This is a genomic window from Methylobacter sp. Wu1 (assembly GCF_036553575.1).
In the GTDB taxonomy this organism is placed as follows: domain Bacteria; phylum Pseudomonadota; class Gammaproteobacteria; order Methylococcales; family Methylomonadaceae; genus Methylobacter.
The window spans coordinates 1-20,657 of the sequence record NZ_JAZHOC010000083.1 but is presented as its reverse complement, the minus strand read 5'-3'; the positions used below and the strand labels follow the sequence as shown (position 1 = coordinate 20,657).

Sequence of the window (20,657 nt, the reverse complement as noted above, 5' to 3'; positions counted from 1 at the left end):
GACTTGACTTCTTCGTGTGCCCAATCGTTCATAGCCGTTCTCCAAAGAGTCTCTTTAGTTATACTATAGTCTTTCGTGGACTTGTGTATAACGATGAGCGCCGGAGCGTGGGAACGATGATGAGGTTTACTCGTAAAGCGCCCAATGCCGATTGTGAATCAGCCCGATGCAGAGCCGCAACTCCTGTTCCATGGCCCGGTCCTCACTTAAAAACGCCGCCTGCTCGCGCACCTGCGCACAAGTGTTTTTCAGAGCAGGGCTTAACGCCTCCCTGCTGCCGCGCAGTTCCACGCCCTGGACGGCGGCCAGGAGCATGGCCGCAGCGACCTGCTCGGTGAGTTCCAGCACGCGCAGGCAGTCGCGGGCCGCGATCGTGCCCATGCTGACCTTGTCCTGGTTGTGGCATTCGGTCGAGCGCGAGAACACGCTGGCCGGCATGGTCAGCTTCAGCGCCTCGGCGGTCCAGGCCGAAACGCCTATCTGCACGGCCTTGAAGCCGTGGTTGATCATGGCCTGTCCGGCATCGGCCCCGGACAGGTTGGCCGGCAGGCCGTGATTGAATTTGGGGTCCATCAGCTGCGCCATCTGCCGGTCCATCAGGTCGGCCAGATTGGCCACGGCCGTCTTCAGCGAATCCATGGCAAAGGCGATATGGCCGCCGTAAAAATGGCCGCCGTGCAGCACGCGCTCGCCTTCAGCGTCGATGATCGGGTTGTCATTGGCGCTGTTCAATTCGTTTTCGATGAACTGGCGCAGCCAGGGCAGTGAATCTTCCAACACACCGATCACATGCGGCGCGCAACGCAGCGAATAGCGGTCCTGCAGGCGCGTGTCGTGCCGGGGCGCGCCGGTCGACAGTTGCAGATCGGCGCGCAGGCGCCCGGCGGCGCGGTTTTGGCCTGGATGCGGCTTGACCGAAAACAGCTGTTCGTCGAAGTGGTAAGCATTGCCTTTCAGGGCGACTGAAGCCAGGCTGGTGATGCGCGTAGCCAGCTGCGACAGGTATTCGGCGCGTTGATACGCCAAACAGGCGAGCCCGGTCATGGCGGCCGTGCCGTTCATGATCGCGAGGCCTTCCTTCGGCTTCAGGGTCAAAGGTTCGATATCGAGCCTCGCCAGAACGGCCTGCGCGGGCTGGCGCTGGTCCTGATACAGGACATCCCGCTCGCCGGCCAGCACGGCCGCGACATAGGACAGCGGCGTCAAGTCGCCGCTGGCACCGACCGAGCCTTCCTGCGGAATCAACGGCAAGATATCGTGCTTCAGCAGCGCAGCCAGTTGCTGCAGCAATCGGTAGCGCACGCCCGAGAAGCCCTGCGCGAGACTGTTCAGGCGCGCGGCCAGAATGGCCCGCGTCTGCTCGGCGTCGAAATGGCTCCCCAGGCCGCAGCCGTGGAAGGTGTAGAGATGCCGGGGCAATGCTTCGACCAGATGCAGCGGCACGGCTACTGTGCAGGAATCGCCGTAGCCGGTCGTAACGCCGTAAACAAAGCCCTCTTCCTTTAACAAGGTATCGATGAATTGTGCGCCTTTGTCGATGCGCGCTATGAAACGGCCGTCTTTGCTTAACTCGCAGACGGCCTGCCGGCTGGCGAGCCGGCACACGTCTTCGATCGTCAGCGGCTGGCCGTCGAAAATGACTTTATCTTTTAGCGGTGATTGATTATTCATAAGGCATCGTTGAGTGCGAATGAATTCGCACTTACATCAATTCTGTTTTTATTCATAGTCAGATCAAATATTCGGGCAATCATCCGTGCCAGAAATTGAAGAAATTGAACCACTGCAGAGGCTCTTTCAGGCAATAATCCTGCAGGCGTTCGGCATAGCGCTGGATCTCGACCTGCATGGCCTGTTCGCGCGTTTTACGCGGAAACTTAAGCCCGTCGCTGAAATGGTCGAAATAAATTACGTGCCTGCCCCGCTGCTTCAGGCAGAACAATGTATAGACGGGGCATTTGAGCAAGGCGGCCAGGATGAACGGGCCCTGCGGGAACGGCGCCTCTTCGCCCAGAAATCGAGCCTTGAGAACGCGCGGCTGCTCGCTGACCGGCGTTCTGTCGGCAGTGATGATGACCAGTTCGCCGTTGTCGATCTTGTCGTTCAGCAGTATCGACGTGGCCGCCGTGATTTCGGTGACCTGTATCAGGTTCATGCTGCTGGCTTCGTTGTACTGGCTGAGCAGCCGGTTGAATTTCTCGGCGTGCTTGGTGTGCACGAGCACGTTGATGCGGATGTCCTTGTCCAGATGGGCGAGCACGCGGCAGACGTCCAGGTTGCCCAGGTGCGATCCCAGCAGCACTGCGCCGCGCCTGCTGGCGATCTGGGCCATCATGGCATCGCGGCCATGGTACTCGACATCGGCGCGTGACACAGCGCCGGACCAGACCGCCAGTTTGTCGATCAGGGCATTGGCGAAACAGATGAAATGCCGGTAACTGCCGCCCGGCTTCAATGACGGCGAAAAGCCTGCCACGCGATCCAGGTAATCTCGGCTGGCTCGCCGTCCCCGCTTGTTGACCAGCCAGTAATAGCTCACGACCGGATACAGAAACACCTGAAGAATACGGCGGCCGCACAGCAGGTAGATTTTCAGCAGCAGGCGCATGCCCCAGACGATGCCGCTTTCCTGCATCTCGGCCCAGTGCCTGGTCTGCTTCATCGCCAATGCCTGATCAGTAATTGCGGAAAACGCACCAGCATGCCTAAAAACAGCCGGGCATGGATGACCGAGATCATGGCATTGTCGCGCCATAGCTTGAAGTGCGAGACGCCGTCGTAAGGATAGCGCACGCGCGTGGGTACGTTGACGGCATCCGTGCCCTGCCAGTACAGGCGCACGACGATGTCAATATCGAAGTTCATGCGCCGGCCGATGCGCGTGTTCCTGATCAACCGCTCCACGGCCGCCAGGGGATACAGGCGGAAACCGCACATGCCGTCGGCGATCGCCAGAGACAGCGTGTTGGTCGCTATCCACAGGTTCGTGAATTGCCGGCCGTAACGCCGGCTTTTGGGCGCGGAATCGTCGAACACGGGCCGGCCCAAAATCATGGCATCCAGTTTGCGCCGGCTCGCCGCCAGGAATGCGGGAATATCGTCGATGTCATGCTGCCCGTCGGCATCGATCTGCAGCGCATGGGTAAAGCCCAGCCTGATGGCTTCGTTGAAACCGTCGATCACGGCCGCGCCCTTGCCGCCGTTTTCAGGCCGGTCGATCAGAGCCAGCCAGCCGGCTTCCCGTTCGGCAATCGCGGCCAATACGTTTGAGCAGGCCTCCGAGCTGCCGTCGTTGACCAGCAGGCAGAACAGGTCCTGCTTCTTCAATCTCTCCACGACCTGAGGAATAGCCTCTTCATGGTTATAAACCGGCACGATGACGCAGGTTTTCATGCCGTTTTCCCATAGACCAGGCGCCCGGAGCTGTGCGCCCCCTGCTTCGAGCTCATCGTGAAATACAGTTTGCCGGTCTGGGCGTTCCATTCCAGCGACAAGGTCAGCGCATTGCCGGGCTCGATGAGCCTGATGAATTTGATGACGTCCATATGCGAGAACGGCTGGCCGATATCAAAGAACAGCTTGCCGTAATGCTCGGCCCAGGCGATCTGCACAACGCCCGGCAGGATCGGGAAATTCCGGAAGTGATCTTTAAAATAAACCAGCTCGGGCGGGATCAGCAGTTTCAGTTCGACGCGCTCGGGCGCCAGGTTCAGGCCCAGCACCTGGGGCAGCTTGCGGCTGCTTGACGCCAGCAGTTCATTCAGCAGGCGCGTGTCGGTTTTGCCCTGGGTTGTCAACGGAATGCCGTCCAGGACCAGCCATTTCCTCGGCAGGACGACAGCATCGAACCAGTGATGCAGCGCCTCGCGCAGCTGCCGGATCAGGCCGGATCTGCCCTGCTCTGCCAGCAGTTGCCTGCCGTCCCGGTTCAGCACAATGCCTGCGCCGATGGTGTCGCGGCTTTTCGCGATCATCAATGTAACCGCTTCAGCTATCCAGGGCAGCTCTGCCAGGCGCTGCTCCATTTCACTCAGGGACAGGCGTTTTTCCTCGACCTTGACGATGCGGTCCAGGCGGCCTGTCAGCAGGAAGCGGCCGTCATCGAGCGGTTCGATCCGGTCGGCCAGCTCCAGCCGCTCGCCGTCCAATAAATAAGGCGATTGCAGCCGCCAGCGCGCCTGCTCATGGCTCAACACCATCCCGTCGAACAGCGTCCAGGACGTCACCGGCTCAGGCCCCTGCCGGCGCCAGGCAATGCCGCCGCTTTCCGTGCTGCCGAAGATTTCAATCGCGGACTGCCCGCAGCAGGCCAAAACCTGCATGGCCGCCTCATGCGACAGCGGACCGCCGGAGCTAAAGATAGCCGTAAAATCCGCCATCAGCGGCTGGTCCAGCCGTTTCAGGTGCGCCGGGCTGGCAATCCAGTAAACGGGCCGGCTCTTGCCGTAGTGAGCTATGGCTTCGGCATTGAAATAGATGCGGCTGTGGAAACAGCGGCCTGCCGACAAAGGCCACAAGATGCGGAACAATAAACCGTAAATATGCTGATGGCTGACCGTCGCAAGAGCTACCGCATCGGCCAGCTGCCCGCCCCACTGCTTTTCCAGCGTTTCGGCTTCGCGCTGGAGCTGTATCAATCGCTTAGGGACCGGCTTGGCCTCGCCCGTAGAGCCCGAGGTGAACATGACCAGTTGCGCGCTCGAGGGATCGAGCGGCGCCAATCGCCGGTCCGGGCATGGCGCGGCGTTCAGCAAATAGTCCGTAACCGCCTCTTCATGCCAGTCGCCGAGCAACCGGCAGCCCTGCTCCTTAAGCTGCCCTGCCGTACCGGGGCGGTTATTGCCGGGTATCCAGACTTCCTTATCGGCATAGAGCAGCGCGAACAACAGCACGGCGAAAGGATAGGCGTCCTCGGTATATAAAGCATAGCGCCGTTCCGGCTGCGCCCGCAGTTTGTCCGTCCATCGGCAGACAGCCGCCTGAAACTCGCGGGTGTGGTAGTAACGCCCGCCATGCCAGGCAACCGGCGCATCAGCCGGCCTTTTTGCCGTCAGGCACTCGGACAGCGTGATGAATCTATCGGGCATGTTTTTGAGTCCGCAGCCTGACGATATACTCGCCGCCGAACAAAGCGCCCATCAGCAGATAAGAGATCAAACCGTTATACAGGCTCCACTGCTCGAAACTGCCCCACAAGGCCGTCGCCAGCGCGATCAGGCCGTTCATGAGAAAAAACACGCACCAGACTTGCGTGACCCGGCGCGTATAAACGACGCCTTCGGGCGGCAGGTCGGGATGCTGCAGCCGCGCCAGGCGTTCGATCAGGGGCTGCGGCGATCGCAGGCTCCAGGCAAAAATCAGCAGCATGCCGGCACTGACCAAAGCCGGGTAAAAGCGCAGGGCAATAAGATTGTTGGCCCAGATCGCGAAGCCGCAATAGAGCATGCCGGCTATCAGTAGCGGCCGCAGCCATTGTCCGCCGGCGCTGCCGGCCAGGCGCAGAACCAGCAGAGCCAGCAGAAAGCCGGCGATGATCCTCGGTTCGACGTAGTGCATGCCGAAATAAACAGCGAACGGATAGGCGAGCGTCAGCAAGCCGATCAGGCTGTTTAGCGCAACCCGCATCAATCCTGCACCAGTCTATGGACGGCCTCGACCACGTCGCCGATCGTGCGCGCCGATTTGAAGTCTTCCGGCTTGACGGATTTGCCGGTCATTTCTTTCAGTTTGACGATCATGTCGACGGCATCGATGCTGTCGAAATCAAGGTCTTCGTATAACCGGGCTTCCAGGGTAATGCTGTCTTCGTCAATTTCAAACAGCTCGACCATGATGGATTTGATAGCCGATAAAATTTCTTCTTGTGAATTCATAACACCCTCAACGGCGCACCGATTCAATATAGTCTGCCAGCGCCGAAACCGAAGAAAAAATCTTCGCGACATCGTCTTTTTCGGCATCGATTTTTACATCATACTTCTTGCGGATCGCCAGGCCCAATTCCAGGGCGTCGATTGAATCCAGACCCAAGCCGTCGTTAAACAGCGGTTCATGACTGTCGATGTCGTCGATGCCGATATCTTCCAGATCCAGCGCATCGATGATCAACTGTTTTAGTTCATTTTCCATAGTACTTATAGACTTCTCTCTGTTGCGTAAAATAGTCTTGCAAATAGTGGTTCAACCGGCGCACGGCGATGGATTTCGAACCCGCGCCGGTAAATTCGTCCAGCGCGATATCGTCGCCGACATGCATGGCCAGATGAAAGCGCCGGTAGGGAATCCGGTACCAAGACTCGGCCTTGGTCAGCGTGCTGGGATAACACGAAATCGTTACCGGCGTGACGATCTTTCCGGCCTGTATCGCGATAGCGGCCGCGCCGCGCTGGAACCGGTAGGGTTTGCCCGGCACTGAGCGCGTGCCTTCCGGGAAAATGATCATCGATCCGCCCGCCTTCAGCCAGTCGACGCATTCGGCGATCATGCTTTCAGGCTCGCTGTTGCTGATATAGCCGGCATTGACGATAGGCCCGCGCATGAACGGGTTGCGCCATAACGAACCTTTGACGATGCAGCTGGCCTCTTTGATCCGGCTGATCAGGAATACGATATCGACCAGGGTCGGATGGTTGGCGATGATCAGCTGTCCCGGCCGGTTCAGTTTCTCCAGGCCGACGATGTCGTAGGTCATGATCCCCAAGCGATGCATCAGGCCGATGAAGGCGTAAAAGCTGTAATGCACCACGCGCTGTCCGCGGCTGATTTTCTGCCGGCGCGCGCCCGGCAGCACCGACAGCAGCGGAAACACCAGCAGCCATAACAGCAAGCCGCCCAGACCGAAACTGAAAAAACTGAAGCCCGTGGCGAACAGACGCCAGCCGTACCGGATTTTTGCCGTCATCGCTTATGCCAGCTCCAACTATGTTTCTGGTTTCCCAGAGTCAGCGACTTCTGACCGGAGGCCAGAAACTTCGCAAACGCCAGCAACTGCACCGGCTGTTCGCCATCGTCGCGCACTTCGGGCGACCGACAGAACCGCATCGCCAGGCCAGGCCCTGCCGCCGCGATTTTCAAGGCCAGCGCGCAAGGCATATCGATGTTCAGCTTGAACGGTTCACACGGGAAAAAATCGGGCAGCGGCTCATCGTACAAAACCAGCAAAACCTCGTCCCTGCCCTCGCTCAGCATGCCGGCTGCCTCGATAAAAGCCGCGGCAATGCCTTCCATGCCCGGCGCGATAACCGTGCTTTCCTGCTGATTGTCGTAAACGATCGAAAACAGCCCCGAAATGGCGTTATGGACGGACAGGCTGAAGGCTGTCGGCGACAGTTCCTCGCCCGCTTCTATGGTCTTGAGCATCTGGAACGATTTGCCGATTTCGCCGTGCGTGGAGCTGAATACCGTCGGCACCTGCTCACCGGCCCTGATGCAGTGGTCGGCGGCATGAAACACGGCTTTCGCCAGCAGGTTCAGCCGGCGCTGCAGCATTTTCGGCACCGAGGCCGGCGCTCCGGGCAATTCCGCCGACATCGATTTCTGTCCCGCACTCCATGCCTGCCAGTCATCGGAACTGCTCACCCCCGGCGCCCAGGCGCCCCAGTCGCGCAAAACAAAATCGGAAACGATCAACTTATACCTGCATGCAATTATTCAACCGAGACAGCATGAAGCAGCGCCAGGCCGTTCCATGCTGTAAATGACATAAACCATAAGATCCGGCGCCGGAGCGCGGCTTCAGGATTATAAAGAAAACAGCTCGCGCATTTTCTGGCCGGGGCTTTCGGCGCGCATAAACGCCTCGCCGACCAGGAAAGTATAAACCTCGTTATCGAGCATCAGGCGCACATCGTCCTGCGTATGGATGCCGCTCTCGGTAATGATCATGCGGTCCGCCGGCACCAGGGCTTTCAAGTCCAGGGTCGTTTGCAGCGTGGTCTCGAACGTGCGCAGATTGCGGTTGTTGATGCCGATCAGCTTGGTATCGAGTTGCAACGCGCGCGCCATTTCGGCCGCATCATGCACTTCGACCAGCACATCCATGCCCAGCTTTTTGGCCACATCGGACAATTCCTGCATCTGGCTGTCGGCCAGCGCCGCCACGATCAGCAGAATGCAGTCCGCGCCCAAGGCGCGCGCTTCATAGACCTGATACGGATCGATCATGAAGTCCTTTCTGAGCACGGGCAGCGGGCAGCGCTCCCTGACCATTTGCAGGTACACTTCCGAGCCCTGGAAGAACTCTTTATCGGTCAGCACCGACAGGCAGGCCGCGCCGTTCATGGCGTAATCCTGGCCGATCGCAACCGGCTGGAAATCCTCGCGGATCACGCCCTTGCTGGGCGAGGCTTTCTTGATCTCGGCGATAATGGCCGGCTTTTTGGCCAGCACCCGGCTCTGCAGGGCATTATAGAATCCGCGCGGCCTTTCCATGCCGGCGCCGATGTCTTCGAGGTCGGCAACGGACATGCGCAGTTTGCGATGAGCGACTTCTTCCTGCTTTTTGTCGAGGATTTTTTTCAGAATATCGGGCGTATCGGTCATGATTTTTCAGTGAGTTAAAGTTTTTGAATAGGCAATCAGGGCATCCCATTTCGCGCGCGCCGCGCCGCTGGCAATGACCTGCTGGGCTTTTTCCACGCCGGCTGCCAGCGAATCGGCGAGATCGGCCGCATAAATAGCCGCGCCGGCATTCAGCGCCACGATATCGCGGGCAGGGCCGGGCTTATTGTCCAGCACCGATTTGACCATTGCCAGACTGGAGGCCGTGCCGTCGACGGCCAGCTCGGCGATATCGGCGCGCTGCAAGCCGAATTGTTCTGGTGCGACAGTGTAGGTCGTGACCTGGCCGTCTTTCAGTTCGGCAACGCGGGTAGCGGAAGCGATGCTGATTTCATCGAGCCCGTCATCGGCATTGACGACCAGCACATGCCGGCTGCCGAGTTTTTTCAGGACCTGCGCCAAAGGCTCCAGCCAGTCCTTGCCGAAGACGCCGATGAGCTGGTTCGGTGCGCCGGCCGGATTCGACAGCGGACCCAGCAGGTTGAACAGCGTCCTGACGCCCATTTCCCTGCGCGGGCCGATCGCGTATTTCATGGCGCCGTGATGCTTGGGCGCGAACAGAAAGCCGACGCCGAGCTCATTGACGCAGCGGGCGACCTGTTCGGCCGTCAGATCGAGATTGACGCCGGCCGCTTCCAGCACATCGGCGCTGCCGCAGCTGCTCGAGACGGAGCGGTTGCCGTGCTTGGCCACGCGCCCGCCGGCCGCCGCGACCACGAACGCGCAGGTCGTGGAAATGTTGAAGGTGTTGGCGCCGTCGCCGCCCGTGCCGCAGGTGTCGATCAGATATTCGCCTTTGACATGCACTTTGCCGGCCAGCTCACGCATGACTTCGGCCGCGGCCGCGATTTCATCGACGCTTTCGCCTTTGCAGCGCAAGGCGATCAGGAAACCGCCGATCTGCGCATCGGTCGCGCCGCCGCTCATGATCAGACGCATGACGGCACGCATCTGATCGGCGCTCAGGTCTTGTCTATCGAGCAGTATCTGCAGGGCTTTCTGGATTTGCATTATGTTTTTTTGCTTGCAAAGGAAAACGTTCCGGATGCCGGATGATTTCCAGATCTAAATCGACATCGATATCCGGCCAGTAAAAATGACCGGGCCTGGGCTCCTCAACATTGAGGATGGCCTTAAGGTTTTGATCCTTAAACCAGGGAAAATCATCATAAGGCAAGAATAATTCTTCATGATGCGTGAGCATCCATATGCCGTTGCTGGAAATATGGGTAATTTCAACTGCCGAAATGTTGTTGCCATGCGTTAATGAGTTCATTGTAGTGACCTTCGACAAGTGATTCGATTTCTTTCAACTGCTGCCTTGAATAATGATAGTTCTTTGCCAATTCAATTTCCGGCTCCAACCAAAATTTAGCCTCTCCATCGCCTGAAACAATATGGACATGCTTTCTCGGTTCTTCTCTGGAAAAGAAAAAGAATCGGTAACCTGCTTCTTTAAATACGGTTGTACTCATCGTTTGGAGCTATTTACAACACGCTCACATAGAGATATGAAAACAAACCATCACCGCTCCAGAAAATTCCTCAGCATATCATGCCCGTGCTCGGTCAGGATCGACTCGGGATGGAACTGCACGCCTTCGATATCGAACTGCTTGTGCCGAACGCCCATGATTTCATCGATATTGCCGGCTTCGTCCTGGGTCCAGGCCGTGATTTCCAGGCAGTCGGGCAGGGTGGCCTCCTCGATCACCAGCGAGTGATAGCGCGTTGCCGTAAAGGGGTTGCTGAGCCCTTTGAAGACGCCGACATCGTGATGATAAATCGGCGAGGTCTTGCCGTGCATGATGCTCTTGGCGTGAATGATATTGCCGCCGAACGCGTAGCCGATGCTTTGATGGCCGAGGCAGACGCCCAGGATCGGGTATTTGCCGGCCAGCTTCAAGATGGCCTCGACCGAGACGCCGGCTTCTTTGGGCGTGCAGGGTCCCGGCGAAATCACGATTTTGTCGGGCGCCATTTTCTCGATATCGGCTACGGTCACTTGGTCGTTGCGCACGACCGTGACATCGGCACCGAGTTCGCCGAAGTACTGCACCAGATTGTAGGTGAACGAGTCGTAGTTATCGACCATGACCACTTTTACAACGCTCATGATTGCTCTCCTTCCAGGCCGGCTTCGGCCATGCTGACGGCGCGGAAGATGGCGCGGCCTTTGTTCATGGTTTCATCCCACTCGTTGCGGGGTATGGAGTCGTAAACGATGCCGGCGCCGGCTTGTATGTGCAAGGTTTGATCTTTTATCACAGCGGTTCTGATTGCAATAGCGGTGTCGAGATTGCCGGACCAGGCGATATAGCCGACGGCGCCCGAATAGATGCCGCGCTTGACCGGCTCCAGCTCATCAATGATTTCCATGGCGCGGATTTTCGGCGCGCCGCTGACGGTGCCGGCCGGAAAGGTCGCCGCCAGCACGTCGAAGGCATTCTTGCCGTCTTGCAGTTGTCCGGTTACGTTGGAGACGATATGCATGACGTGCGAGTAGCGCTCGACGATCATTTTGTCGGTCAGTTTGACGCTGCCGATTTCGGCGATGCGGCCGGTGTCGTTGCGGCCCAGATCGATCAGCATCAAATGCTCGGCCAGTTCCTTCGGATCGGCCAGCAGATCCTGTTCCAGCGCCAGATCCTGTTCCGCCGTCGCGCCGCGCCGGCGCGTGCCGGCGATCGGGCGCACGGTCACGGTGTTGTCTTCGAGCCGCACCAGAATTTCCGGCGATGAGCCGACGATATGGAAATCGTCCAGATTCAGGTAATACATGTAAGGTGAAGGGTTCAGGCAGCGCAGGGCCCGATACAGATTCAGCGGCGAGGCCGTGTAAGGTATGGACAGGCGCTGCGACAGCACGACCTGCATGATGTCGCCGTCGGTGATGTATTCCTTGGCTTTCACGACAGCGTCTTCAAAGCCCTGTTGCGTAAAGCCGGAAACGAAATCCGCCTCATCGACTTTTCTGGGCGCTTTATGGTTTTCCGGCTTGGCTTTCAGCTCGCGCAGCTTGACGGCCAGATCGTTCAGGCGAGTCGCGGCGCGGTCGTAAGCACCGGGCTCTTCGGGATTGGCATGCGTCAGCAGCAGCATTTTGCCGGACAGGTTATCGAACACGAGCATTTCTTCCGATACCATCAGCAAAATATCGGGATTGCCCAGCGGATCGTGTTTGGCCGATCTGCGCAGGCGCGGCTCGATATAGCCGATGGTTTCGTAGCCGAAATAGCCGACCAGCCCGCCATTAAAGCGCGGCAGCTCAACCAGATCGGGCACTTTATAGCGCGCCTTGAACTGCTCTATCCAGACCAGCGGATTTTCATGCGTCAGCGTTTCCAGCAGTTCGCCGTTGTTCTCCAGGGTGATCCGGTTGCCGGTGACTTTGACGATGGTTTTGCAGGGCAGTCCTATGATCGAATAACGACCCCATTGTTCGCCGCCGTGCACAGATTCGAATAGATAGGAATAAGGGCCATCGGCTAATTTCAGATAGGCACTCAAGGGTGTATCCAAGTCAGCCAGAACCTCCCGGCTAACGGGGATACGGTTGTAGCCCTGCTGCGTGTAGTGTTTAAATTGTTCTGGAGTCATTTTTGGTCTTCAACTGCGCCCTGCGCGTTCGCTTTAAAACAAGTCGACAAGCTCGACAATGGTCTGGATCTGGTAATCGGCGTTCAAATCCTCGATACTGTATTTTCCGGCATAGCCGTATGACACCGCGGCGGTCTTGAAGCCCGCCGACCGCGCTGCCCGCATGTCGTTGATCGAATCGCCGACCATAAGGGCCTTCTCCGGCTCAATGCCAAAGTGTTCCGCTGTCTTCAGCAACGGCAACGGGTCCGGTTTCATTCTTGCGAACGAATCGCCGCAAGTAACGAAATCAAAATACTCAGCCATGCCGGTCTTTACCATCAACGGCTGTGTGAAACGTTTAATTTTATTAGTAATGCAGGCCAGTTTGAAACCTTTTTCTTTCAATTGCTGCAGGCCTTCCATGACGCCCGGATAAATGACGCTGCGCTCATAAACATGGGCCTCATAAAAATCGCCGAATAAATCCAGAGCCTCGGACAGATTTTCGGGGTCGGCCGAAGGTTGCAGCTGTCCGGTCAGGGCTCTTTTTATCAGCATGACCACGCCATTGCCGACCCATTGCTCGACTGCGGCTTGCGGATGTTGCCGCATGCCCAGTTCAGCCAGCATCCTGTTGATCGCATCGGACAAGTCAGGCGCGGAATCAATCAGCGTGCCGTCCAGATCCAGCGCTATCAGTCGAATCTGTGTCATTGGCACTCTTGTTTGGCCGATCCGGCCAATCCGTTTTGGGTCATGTTCTTGAAACAGTGCATTAAAATGTTTGATTATATCTTTTTTTTGCCGCCAACTCTTCGTTATACAATAGCGGCCCTCAAAATCATACAGGAAAGCTATACCGATGAAACTGGCGACTTTCACTCACAATAATGTAACCCGGGTAGGCGCGGTCATTGATCAGACCGTCGTTGACAGCCACGGCGACAACGCCATACCCAAAACCATGATGGAATTTCTGGCGGCAGGCGCCGCCGCTCTGGCGGCCATGCAGCAGCTGATAGCCAGCGGCAGTCACCGGGTTCCCCTGAGTGAAGTCAAGCTGCAGGCGCCGGTACCGCGGCCCGGCAAATATCTGGCGATCAGCCTGAACTATGCCGATCATATCGAAGAAACCGGCTTCGAGAAACCGGAATATCCGACGTTTTTCACGAAACAGAGCAGTTGCGTGATTGCGCATAATGAGCCTATCTACCGTCCCAAGGTCTCCGACAAACTCGATTATGAAGGCGAGCTGGCTTTGGTCATCGGCAAGCGCTGCCGCCATGTGCCCGTCGACAAGGCCCATCAGGTTATCGCGGGCTTCACGATCGCCAATGACGTCTCGGTGCGCGACTGGCAAATCCGCTCGCCGACCTGGACGCTGGGCAAATCGTTCGATACGGCCGGCCCTCTGGGACCGTGGATCGTCACTGCCGATGAAATTGCCGATCCCCATAATCTGAACCTGAAAACCTGGATCGACGATGAGCTGCGGCAGGATTCCAATACCCGGCATATGATTTTCAACTGCTACGAAATGGTCGCTTACCTGTCCCAGGCCATGACCCTGGAACCCGGCGATATCATCGCCACCGGCACGCCCAGCGGCGTCGGCGTGAAGATGAAGCCGCGCGGTTACATGAAGCCGGGGCAGACCGCCAGAATCGAAATCGAAGGCATCGGCACGCTGATCAATCCGGTCATCGAAGAACCGGACAATCTGGCCGCCTATTGAAATTAAGGCATTGGGCGATTGATCGCCCAATGCCTTAACCCAGGCTTTTCCTGTTATTGAAAAAACCCAATTTCCTGGCTCGCTTTCTTCGTTCAACCGGTTTTGGCGGCAGCGGAAACAGCACAGTAACCTTGAGTCCGCCAAATTGGGATTCTCCCAGGCTCAGCTCGGCGCCATGTATCACGGCGATGCGCTGGGCAATGGAAAAGCCGAGGCCGCTGCCTTTGGCGCTCTTGGCCGTTTCAATGCAACGGTGAAACCTTTTTAGCGCGACTTCATACTGATCAGGCGCAATCCCGGGCCCGGAATCCTCGACGCTCAACAGCAAATGCCTTTCCTGCCCCGATATGCTGATTCTGACCAGGCCGTTTGCGGGCGTATATTTGATGGCATTGTCGATCAGGTTCTTGACCAGAATATTGATCAGCTGTCGATTGCCGATGATCGGCACGGCGTTATCCTCGATAAACTCCATGCGGATGCGTTTTTTATGCGCTTCCGGCTCCAGGGCCGCGACAGTCTGCACGACTTCATAGCCGAGCACGGTCGTTTCCTTGGACAGAAACTCGGTGCCGGATTCAATGCGCGAGAATATCAGCAACTGCTGCACCATATCGGTCATGCGGTGCACGCCCTGCTCTATGCGCCCTAGCGCCTGGCGGCGCGTCAGCTCATCGTCGGTTTTCAGAGCCACCTGCGCCTGGGTCAACAAGCCGGCCAAAGGCGTTCTCAATTCATGGGAGGCATCGGCCGTAAAGCGGCGTTCATGCTCAAAAGCGCGTTCAAGCTGCATGAACAGGTTATTCAGCTCGTTAACTACGGGCACGATTTCGATAGGCAGCTTCTTGACCGACAAAGGCTTTAAATAGCTGGCTTCGCGTCTGGCCAGCTGTTGCGTCAATTGGCCAAACGGCTTCAAGGCCCGCCCGACGATAAGCCAGATAGCCAGCCCCAAAAAAGGCAGGCCGATCAGAAACGGCTTGATCAGATGTCTGGAAATGTCATCCATCAGCTCAGTGCGGATGTCATCGCGCTGCCCGACATGAATGATGTATTCGCTTTTTTCTTCGGAAATACTGAAAACATGCCATAAGTGATTATTAATGAGCGTTTTGCTATAGCCATTCTGCGAGATCGATAACGGCAGGGGCGGCGCGCTTTCGGAGCGAAGAATCAAACCCTCGTCCTTATAAATAAGCTGAAAAGCCAGTTTCCGTTCATAACGGTGATTGAACACTTTGGTCGGCTCGAACATTTCCGACTTGTCCAGATCCCACAACTCATACAGCGAACCGGCATACAACAGATGCCCGACGAATGAATTCAAGGCGCGCGCGGATTGCGCCAGATCCGCATCAAAAAGTTCTGCCACTTCATTGCGGATTTCCTTATAGCCTTTATAAGCGGCAATGCCCCAAATCAGCAATAATGTGGAAAGCAGCGTGAACAGCAGCAGTTTTCGAAGCGAATAACTCATTAATCTTCATCAACGTCAATAATGTAGCCGACCCCTCTGACAGTACGGATAATCGACGATCCTAGTTTTTTTCTCAAGTAGTGAATGTGAACCTCGACGGTGTTGCTCTCTATATCGGAATCCCAGGAATACAGACTTTCTTCGAGCCTGGCGCGGGATACCACCTTGCCTATATTGCCCATCAGGAAGCTCAGTATCTCGAATTCCTTTTGCGATAGATCCACCTTTTCGTCATTATAAGTGACCAGATGCGATGCCGGGTCCAGCACAATGCCCCGATGCTCGATCTTGGGCGCGCCCCGGCCTTCATTGCGTCTGGCAAGGGCTCTCAGGCGGGCGCAGACTTCATTGAGATCGAACGGTTTGATCACAAAATCATCGGCGCCGCTGTCGAGACCCAATATTCTGTCAGGGATCGTATCTTTAGCCGTCAGAACCAGCACCGGCGTTTCGTCTTTACGGCCTCTTAAGGCCCGCAAAATCTCCAGGCCATCCATATCAGGCAAATTCAGGTCCAGCACGATCAGTTCGTACGTATTGACTTTCAGCGCCTCATCGGCATGTTTGCCGTTGGTCAGCCAATCAACGGCATAGCCTTCCATTTTTAAACCGGCTGTCAGGCCATCGCCCAATATTTCGTCATCTTCAACCAATAAAAGTCGCATATACTCTATGTTTCAGGTAGTTAAACATCTGCCAATAATGCTCGAACAGAAAATCCACCGAGATTATGGCCAAAGCGTACAAGTTTAGTAGGAAATCCAAGAATTAAACCCACAACCACAACAATCACTCCAGCATTTAAAAATTAAACTGTCCGGTTAATAACATGCTGCCGAGTATGAAGCATGTAGGTCCGTCAAAAATCATAAAAGTTCCCTGTATTTTGATAGAAACGTGCATTATTTCGGCGCCGCGGATGGATAAATAGCCAATTTTCCTGTCATAACATCCCGGCTCGCTCGTCGACCATCGTATTATGGTAAACTAATTGTTTTTTAAACAAATTCAACGATTGCCTTGCCACCGCTCAGCTTATACATTCACATTCCCTGGTGCATCAAAAAATGCCCCTATTGCGATTTTAATTCACACGCGATTAAAGCCGATACGCCTGAAACCGCCTATATCGATGCGCTGTTGAGCGATCTGGCCCAGGATCTGCAGTTATACGGCATCAGCCGGCCTATCGGCAGCATTTTTATCGGCGGCGGCACACCGAGCCTGTTTTCGCCGGAGTCTTTCCATCGCTTATTGGCGGGCATAAGGCAGCAAGTTGCCTTGGCCGATAACCTTGAAATCACCCTGGAAGCCAACCCCGGCACGTTTGAAATCAATAAATTCGCCGAATTCAGGTCTCTGGGCATCAATCGCCTGTCGATCGGCATACAGAGCTTTAACGACACGCTGCTGCAAAAACTGGGGCGGGTTCATTCAGGCAAGGAAGCCATGCGTGCGGCAGAATACGCCCATCAGGTCGGATTCGATAACTTTAATCTGGATTTGATGTTCGGCTTGCCTGACGCCGGCACCGACAGCAGCAAAGCCGATATTGAAACGGCCATAAGCCTGGATCCTACGCATATTTCTTTCTACCAGTTAACACTGGAACCTAACACTTATTTTCATAAATTTCCGCCCAGGCTGCCCGATGATGACGTTATCTTCAGCACGCAACAAGTCTGTCAGGCGCTCCTGGCCGATCATGGCTATCGGCAATATGAAATTTCTGCCTATAGCCGGCCGGGCTTTCAATGCCGGCATAATTTGAATTATTGGCAATTCGGCGATTATCTGGGCATAGGCGCCGGCGCCCACGGCAAGCTATCGCTGGCTTTGCCGGACCGGATCGTGCGCACGTTCAAGCCGAAAAGCCCGGAGCAATACCTGCGCGATAGCCATAAAAACGGCGGCGCCGACCCGATTGCCAGAGCGGATCTGCCTCTGGAATTCATCATGAACCATTTGCGCCTTAAACAAGGATTTTCTGCCGCGAGCTACGAAGCAACGACCGGTCTTGCCATTGATACGCTTGAGCCCGCCTTGTCGTCCTGCCTGAAGCAGCATTTGATCGCCAGCCGCGACGGCCATTATTATTGTTCGGAAAAAGGCTGGAATTTTCTGGACAGCGTATTGGAAAAGTTCTGTTCACTGCCGCATTGATAATTCAGCGGCTCGTCTCGTTCAGCCGGCGCGTCCAGTTCATGCCGCGGACACGATCGCCTTTTCTTTAGCGGCCGTTTGAGGCAATCAACATTAATTTTGTTCTATAATCCATAATAAAACCACTCACTGTTCCGCAACAGGAAACAATTAATGGTTTAACTTCGTACTTAATCACTGTAACGGCTCAACATTATATGTTCCTTAACTGAGCTTAATAATAAACCGCAAACTCTTCAATCCGTAAAAGTATATGCTTGATTATCAAAAAGACTTTATTTCCTATGCGCTGGACTGCGGCGTGCTCAGATTCGGCGAATTCCAATTGAAATCAGGCCGCATCAGCCCTTATTTTTTCAATACCGGATTATTTAATACCGGCGCCCAACTGGGCAAGCTGGGCCATTTTTACGCGCAGGCCTTGCTTCAATCCGGCCTTAAACCGGATATTCTTTACGGTCCCGCTTATAAAGGCATCCCTTTGGTCAGCGCGGCCTCTATAGCCTATGCCGCATTGACCGGCGGTGATATCCCTTTCGCTTTCAATCGCAAGGAAGCAAAGGATCACGGCGAAGGCGGCACGCTCGTCGGCGCGCCGCTGCAAGGCCGGGTCCTCATTCTTGACGATGTCATCACGGCCGGCACTTCGGTCAGGGAATCCGTGGAGATTATCAGGCAGGCCCAGGCAACACCGGCCGGCGTATTGATCGCGCTGGACAGACAGGAAAAAGGGCAAAACGAGACTTCAGCTATTCAGGAAGTCAGCGAACAATTCAATATGCCTGTTATATCGATCATCACTCTGGAACATATTATTGAATATTTAACAGACAATGCCGTTTACGAGCAGATCGATGCCATAAAAGAATATCAACGGCTTTACGGCATTTAACTCATGAAGCATTTGCCAAAGAAAAAAGACATCCAAGACTAACAGTTCCCGAGATATCGACTACACTTAGTCAAAACCTAATTTTTAATCTGATGTTTCAATAACAAGAAGAATCGCGTTAGCAACAAAAGGCTTGCCATGAGTAATCTGGAATTTAAAGATCAAATGCACGAATATTCGCAATGGCGTGCAAAACTGATACAGGCTATAGAAATGTACCATCAGTGGCGCAATCGCTATGGCATGAATGATGCCCATAGCACGGATATTATTTTGAATATCCTGACGGGCCTGGAGTCTGACCGCATTACCCTGGCCTTTGTTGCTGAATTTTCGCGCGGCAAAACGGAATTGATCAACTCGCTGTTCTTTGCCGAGACCGGGCTCAGATTACTGCCGTCTTCGCCTGGCCGCACCACCATGTCGCCAACGGAACTGTTTTACGATGAAAAAGGCGGCAGTTATATTCGCTTGTTAAATATTGAAAGCCGGCTTGAAGACATTTCTCTGGCCGAGTTCAAAAAGAAACCCGAACGCTGGCACCATATCGATCTGGACTGCAACTCGCCGACCCAGATGCAGGAAGCTTTTAAGGAACTGGTCGCCACTAAACTGGTGGACCGCGAGCTTGCGGACAAACTGGGGCTATGGAACGAGCGCGAAGCGGCGGAGCAAGGCATCATCAACCCCGAAAAAGTCGAAATACCCTGCTGGCGCCATGCCTTGATCAGCTTTCCCCATCCCTTGTTGAAAGAAGGGCTGGCGATTCTCGATACGCCGGGCCTGAATGCCTTGGGAACAGAGCCCGAATTAACCCTGAGCATGCTGCCCAGCGCGCAGGCCATTGTTTTCGTGCTGGCCGCCGACACCGGCGTCACAAAAAGCGATATGGAAATGTGGCGCAGCCATGTTTGCAGCAACACGCGCGGTTCCAGCAAACAAGGCCTGGCCGTGGTCATGAATAAAATCGATGCCATGTGGGATGATCTGTCCGGCGACAATGGCTATGAAGCGTCCATTCAGTCCCAAGTAAAAAACTCGGCATTTATTTTAAAAATAAATGAAGCTGCCATTTTCCCGGTATCGGCCAAGCAAGCCCTGCTGGCTAAAGTCAAGAATGATCAGGCATTGCTCGAGAAAAGCCGTTTGACCGTATTGGAAAATTATCTTGCCAACGATATCCTGAGACAGCGGCAAAGCATCCTGATGGATACGATTGTCCGGGACATGGGCTTTTTGATCAGCGAATCGTCCAATCTGACGAACTCCGCCTATAACAACGCCGTCAGCCAGCTTGAAGAATTCAAGAAAATTGACTTTCAAAATCAGGATATGACGGCCAAGCTGATGGCCGAAACGCGGGACAGGCAAAACGTTTACCTGGCCAATATCGAGAACTTTCAGGCCAGCCGCCGGGTTTTCAGCGTGCAGGCCAAGATGCTGGTTGATTCATTCAGCAAGGACAAAATCGACGCCATCATTAAAAGGACCAAGAACGACATGTCCAAGAGCCTGACAACTTATGGCATGAAGCAAAACATCCGGAAACTGTTCGATGAATTGCGCGATATGTTGCAGGATTCCGTGGACATTACCAATGAAACGCGCCGTCTGGTGAAAGCCATCCATAAAAAATTCAAGGATGAATACGGCTTTCAGGAGATCGAACCGCAGCTGTTCTCCATCAAGCAATATCAGTTTGAACTGGAACAGATCTTTGAAGAGGGCGAAGCGTTCCGCACCAGCACCAAAACGACCATGACCGAACAGAGCATTGTCATCAACAAGCTTTACAACACGCTCATTGCCAAGGCCAGAAACATTCTGGGCCAGGCGCATACCGACGCGTCGGTCTGGAGCAACAGTGTCTTGACGCCATTGATGCATCAGATCAAAGATCATAAAAGGCAGATTGAAAGCCGTCTGCAAATGCTCAGAAAAATTAACGAGTCCAAAGGCGACATCGTTGAAAGCATAGAAAGCCTTGAAGCAGAGCTGGCGCCCTTGAAACGGCAACGCGATGAACTGGCTACCATTATCAGGGCCATGCAGCTGGATGCCCACTCATTCAGCAGAAGCTGATCAGTGAATGCCCTTAAATCTTGAACCCGCTGCCACTGGAAGTGGCAGCGCAGGGCAAGCGCATATAAATCTCAAGAAGAAAAAATGACCTGCTCCCTAAATTGATCATTTAATGCCGCTCGAAACCGCTTGCGTTTGATACTCAATTGGGAGGGTTCATTTTTCAA

The 20,657-nt window shown here is 55.1% G+C and carries 22 protein-coding genes; 4 read left to right on the top strand and 18 right to left on the bottom strand.

All coding sequences use genetic code 11. From position 1 onward, the window contains the following. Nucleotides 1–126: 126 nt before the first annotated feature. From V2P20_RS19600 to V2P20_RS19525, 16 genes are all read right to left on the bottom strand, one after another. On the bottom strand, nt 127–1,671 hold the full coding sequence (locus V2P20_RS19600) for an aromatic amino acid ammonia-lyase (protein WP_331821352.1): 1,545 nt from the start codon (nt 1,669–1,671) through the stop codon (nt 127–129). Between the two features lie 79 nt (nt 1,672–1,750). Further along, the gene (locus tag V2P20_RS19595; RefSeq protein WP_331821350.1) at nt 1,751–2,662 is read right to left on the bottom strand and encodes a hypothetical protein; all 912 of its coding nucleotides are present in this window, start codon (nt 2,660–2,662) and stop codon (nt 1,751–1,753) included. Further along, entirely contained in the window at nt 2,659–3,393 is a 735-nt protein-coding gene (locus tag V2P20_RS19590) for a glycosyltransferase family 2 protein (RefSeq protein ID WP_331821348.1), read from the bottom strand. Before V2P20_RS19590 ends, V2P20_RS19595 begins: the two co-directional genes overlap by 4 nt. Beyond that, complete coding sequence (locus V2P20_RS19585) at nt 3,390–5,087, bottom strand: AMP-binding protein (RefSeq protein WP_331821346.1); 1,698 nt, start codon at nt 5,085–5,087, stop codon at nt 3,390–3,392. Before V2P20_RS19585 ends, V2P20_RS19590 begins: the two co-directional genes overlap by 4 nt. Continuing rightward, nucleotides 5,077–5,625, bottom strand: coding sequence for a hypothetical protein (locus V2P20_RS19580; protein ID WP_331821344.1), 549 nt, complete (start codon nt 5,623–5,625; stop codon nt 5,077–5,079). The genes V2P20_RS19585 and V2P20_RS19580 overlap by 11 nt, the downstream gene beginning before the upstream one ends. Beyond that, nucleotides 5,625–5,873 carry an acyl carrier protein gene (locus V2P20_RS19575; protein WP_194968989.1) on the bottom strand — a complete coding sequence of 83 codons (249 nt, stop codon included), beginning with the start codon at nt 5,871–5,873 and terminating at the stop codon, nt 5,625–5,627. The genes V2P20_RS19580 and V2P20_RS19575 overlap by 1 nt, the downstream gene beginning before the upstream one ends. Before the next feature lie 7 nt (nt 5,874–5,880). Continuing rightward, nucleotides 5,881–6,129 carry a phosphopantetheine-binding protein gene (locus V2P20_RS19570; protein WP_228778930.1) on the bottom strand — a complete coding sequence of 83 codons (249 nt, stop codon included), beginning with the start codon at nt 6,127–6,129 and terminating at the stop codon, nt 5,881–5,883. After that, nucleotides 6,119–6,901 (bottom strand): lysophospholipid acyltransferase family protein, encoded by a 783-nt coding sequence (locus V2P20_RS19565; RefSeq protein ID WP_331821340.1) that lies wholly within the window; start codon nt 6,899–6,901, stop codon nt 6,119–6,121. The genes V2P20_RS19570 and V2P20_RS19565 overlap by 11 nt, the downstream gene beginning before the upstream one ends. After that, nucleotides 6,898–7,629 (bottom strand): beta-ketoacyl synthase chain length factor, encoded by a 732-nt coding sequence (locus V2P20_RS19560; protein ID WP_331821338.1) that lies wholly within the window; start codon nt 7,627–7,629, stop codon nt 6,898–6,900. The genes V2P20_RS19565 and V2P20_RS19560 overlap by 4 nt, the downstream gene beginning before the upstream one ends. A 111-nt stretch (nt 7,630–7,740) precedes the next feature. Continuing rightward, a complete protein-coding gene (gene trpC / locus V2P20_RS19555; protein WP_331821336.1) occupies nt 7,741–8,541 on the bottom strand; it encodes an indole-3-glycerol phosphate synthase TrpC in 801 nt (266 codons plus the stop codon). 6 nt (nt 8,542–8,547) lie between these two features. After that, nucleotides 8,548–9,570, bottom strand: a complete 1,023-nt coding sequence (trpD, locus tag V2P20_RS19550) for an anthranilate phosphoribosyltransferase (protein ID WP_331821334.1) — start codon at nt 9,568–9,570, stop codon at nt 8,548–8,550. Then, on the bottom strand, nt 9,533–9,763 hold the full coding sequence (locus V2P20_RS19545) for a DUF2442 domain-containing protein (RefSeq protein WP_331821332.1): 231 nt from the start codon (nt 9,761–9,763) through the stop codon (nt 9,533–9,535). The genes trpD and V2P20_RS19545 overlap by 38 nt, the downstream gene beginning before the upstream one ends. Nucleotides 9,764–9,794: 31 nt before the next feature. After that, on the bottom strand, nt 9,795–10,034 hold the full coding sequence (locus V2P20_RS19540) for a DUF4160 domain-containing protein (RefSeq protein WP_331821330.1): 240 nt from the start codon (nt 10,032–10,034) through the stop codon (nt 9,795–9,797). A gap of 50 nt (nt 10,035–10,084) precedes the next feature. Beyond that, a complete protein-coding gene (locus tag V2P20_RS19535) occupies nt 10,085–10,675 on the bottom strand; it encodes an aminodeoxychorismate/anthranilate synthase component II (protein WP_331821328.1) in 591 nt (196 codons plus the stop codon). Then, nucleotides 10,672–12,159: an anthranilate synthase component I gene (gene trpE, locus V2P20_RS19530; RefSeq protein WP_331821326.1), complete on the bottom strand. Its 1,488-nt coding sequence runs from the start codon at nt 12,157–12,159 to the stop codon at nt 10,672–10,674. Before trpE ends, V2P20_RS19535 begins: the two co-directional genes overlap by 4 nt. A gap of 33 nt (nt 12,160–12,192) precedes the next feature. Continuing rightward, complete coding sequence (locus tag V2P20_RS19525) at nt 12,193–12,855, bottom strand: phosphoglycolate phosphatase (protein WP_331821324.1); 663 nt, start codon at nt 12,853–12,855, stop codon at nt 12,193–12,195. Nucleotides 12,856–13,003: 148 nt separating this feature from the next. On the opposite strand from V2P20_RS19525, the gene V2P20_RS19520 reads away from it, so the two are divergent. Continuing rightward, nucleotides 13,004–13,876, top strand: a complete 873-nt coding sequence (locus V2P20_RS19520; protein WP_331821318.1) for a fumarylacetoacetate hydrolase family protein — start codon at nt 13,004–13,006, stop codon at nt 13,874–13,876. A gap of 34 nt (nt 13,877–13,910) precedes the next feature. Here the strand turns inward: V2P20_RS19520 and V2P20_RS19515 are convergent, their stop codons facing one another. Both V2P20_RS19515 and V2P20_RS19510 read right to left on the bottom strand, forming a co-directional pair. Further along, complete coding sequence (locus tag V2P20_RS19515; RefSeq protein WP_331821316.1) at nt 13,911–15,353, bottom strand: ATP-binding protein; 1,443 nt, start codon at nt 15,351–15,353, stop codon at nt 13,911–13,913. Further along, nucleotides 15,353–16,018, bottom strand: a complete 666-nt coding sequence (locus tag V2P20_RS19510; protein WP_331821314.1) for a response regulator — start codon at nt 16,016–16,018, stop codon at nt 15,353–15,355. Before V2P20_RS19510 ends, V2P20_RS19515 begins: the two co-directional genes overlap by 1 nt. A 355-nt stretch (nt 16,019–16,373) precedes the next feature. On the opposite strand from V2P20_RS19510, the gene hemW reads away from it, so the two are divergent. The 3 genes from hemW to V2P20_RS19495 all read left to right on the top strand — a co-directional run bounded on the left by hemW (nt 16,374) and on the right by V2P20_RS19495 (nt 20,490). Next, the gene (hemW, locus tag V2P20_RS19505; RefSeq protein ID WP_331821312.1) at nt 16,374–17,516 is read left to right on the top strand and encodes a radical SAM family heme chaperone HemW; all 1,143 of its coding nucleotides are present in this window, start codon (nt 16,374–16,376) and stop codon (nt 17,514–17,516) included. Nucleotides 17,517–17,769: 253 nt separating this feature from the next. Further along, a complete protein-coding gene (pyrE, locus tag V2P20_RS19500) occupies nt 17,770–18,408 on the top strand; it encodes an orotate phosphoribosyltransferase (protein ID WP_331821310.1) in 639 nt (212 codons plus the stop codon). Between the two features lie 138 nt (nt 18,409–18,546). Then, nucleotides 18,547–20,490, top strand: a complete 1,944-nt coding sequence (locus tag V2P20_RS19495) for a dynamin family protein (protein ID WP_331821308.1) — start codon at nt 18,547–18,549, stop codon at nt 20,488–20,490. The last annotated feature ends 167 nt before the right edge of the window (nt 20,491–20,657 follow it).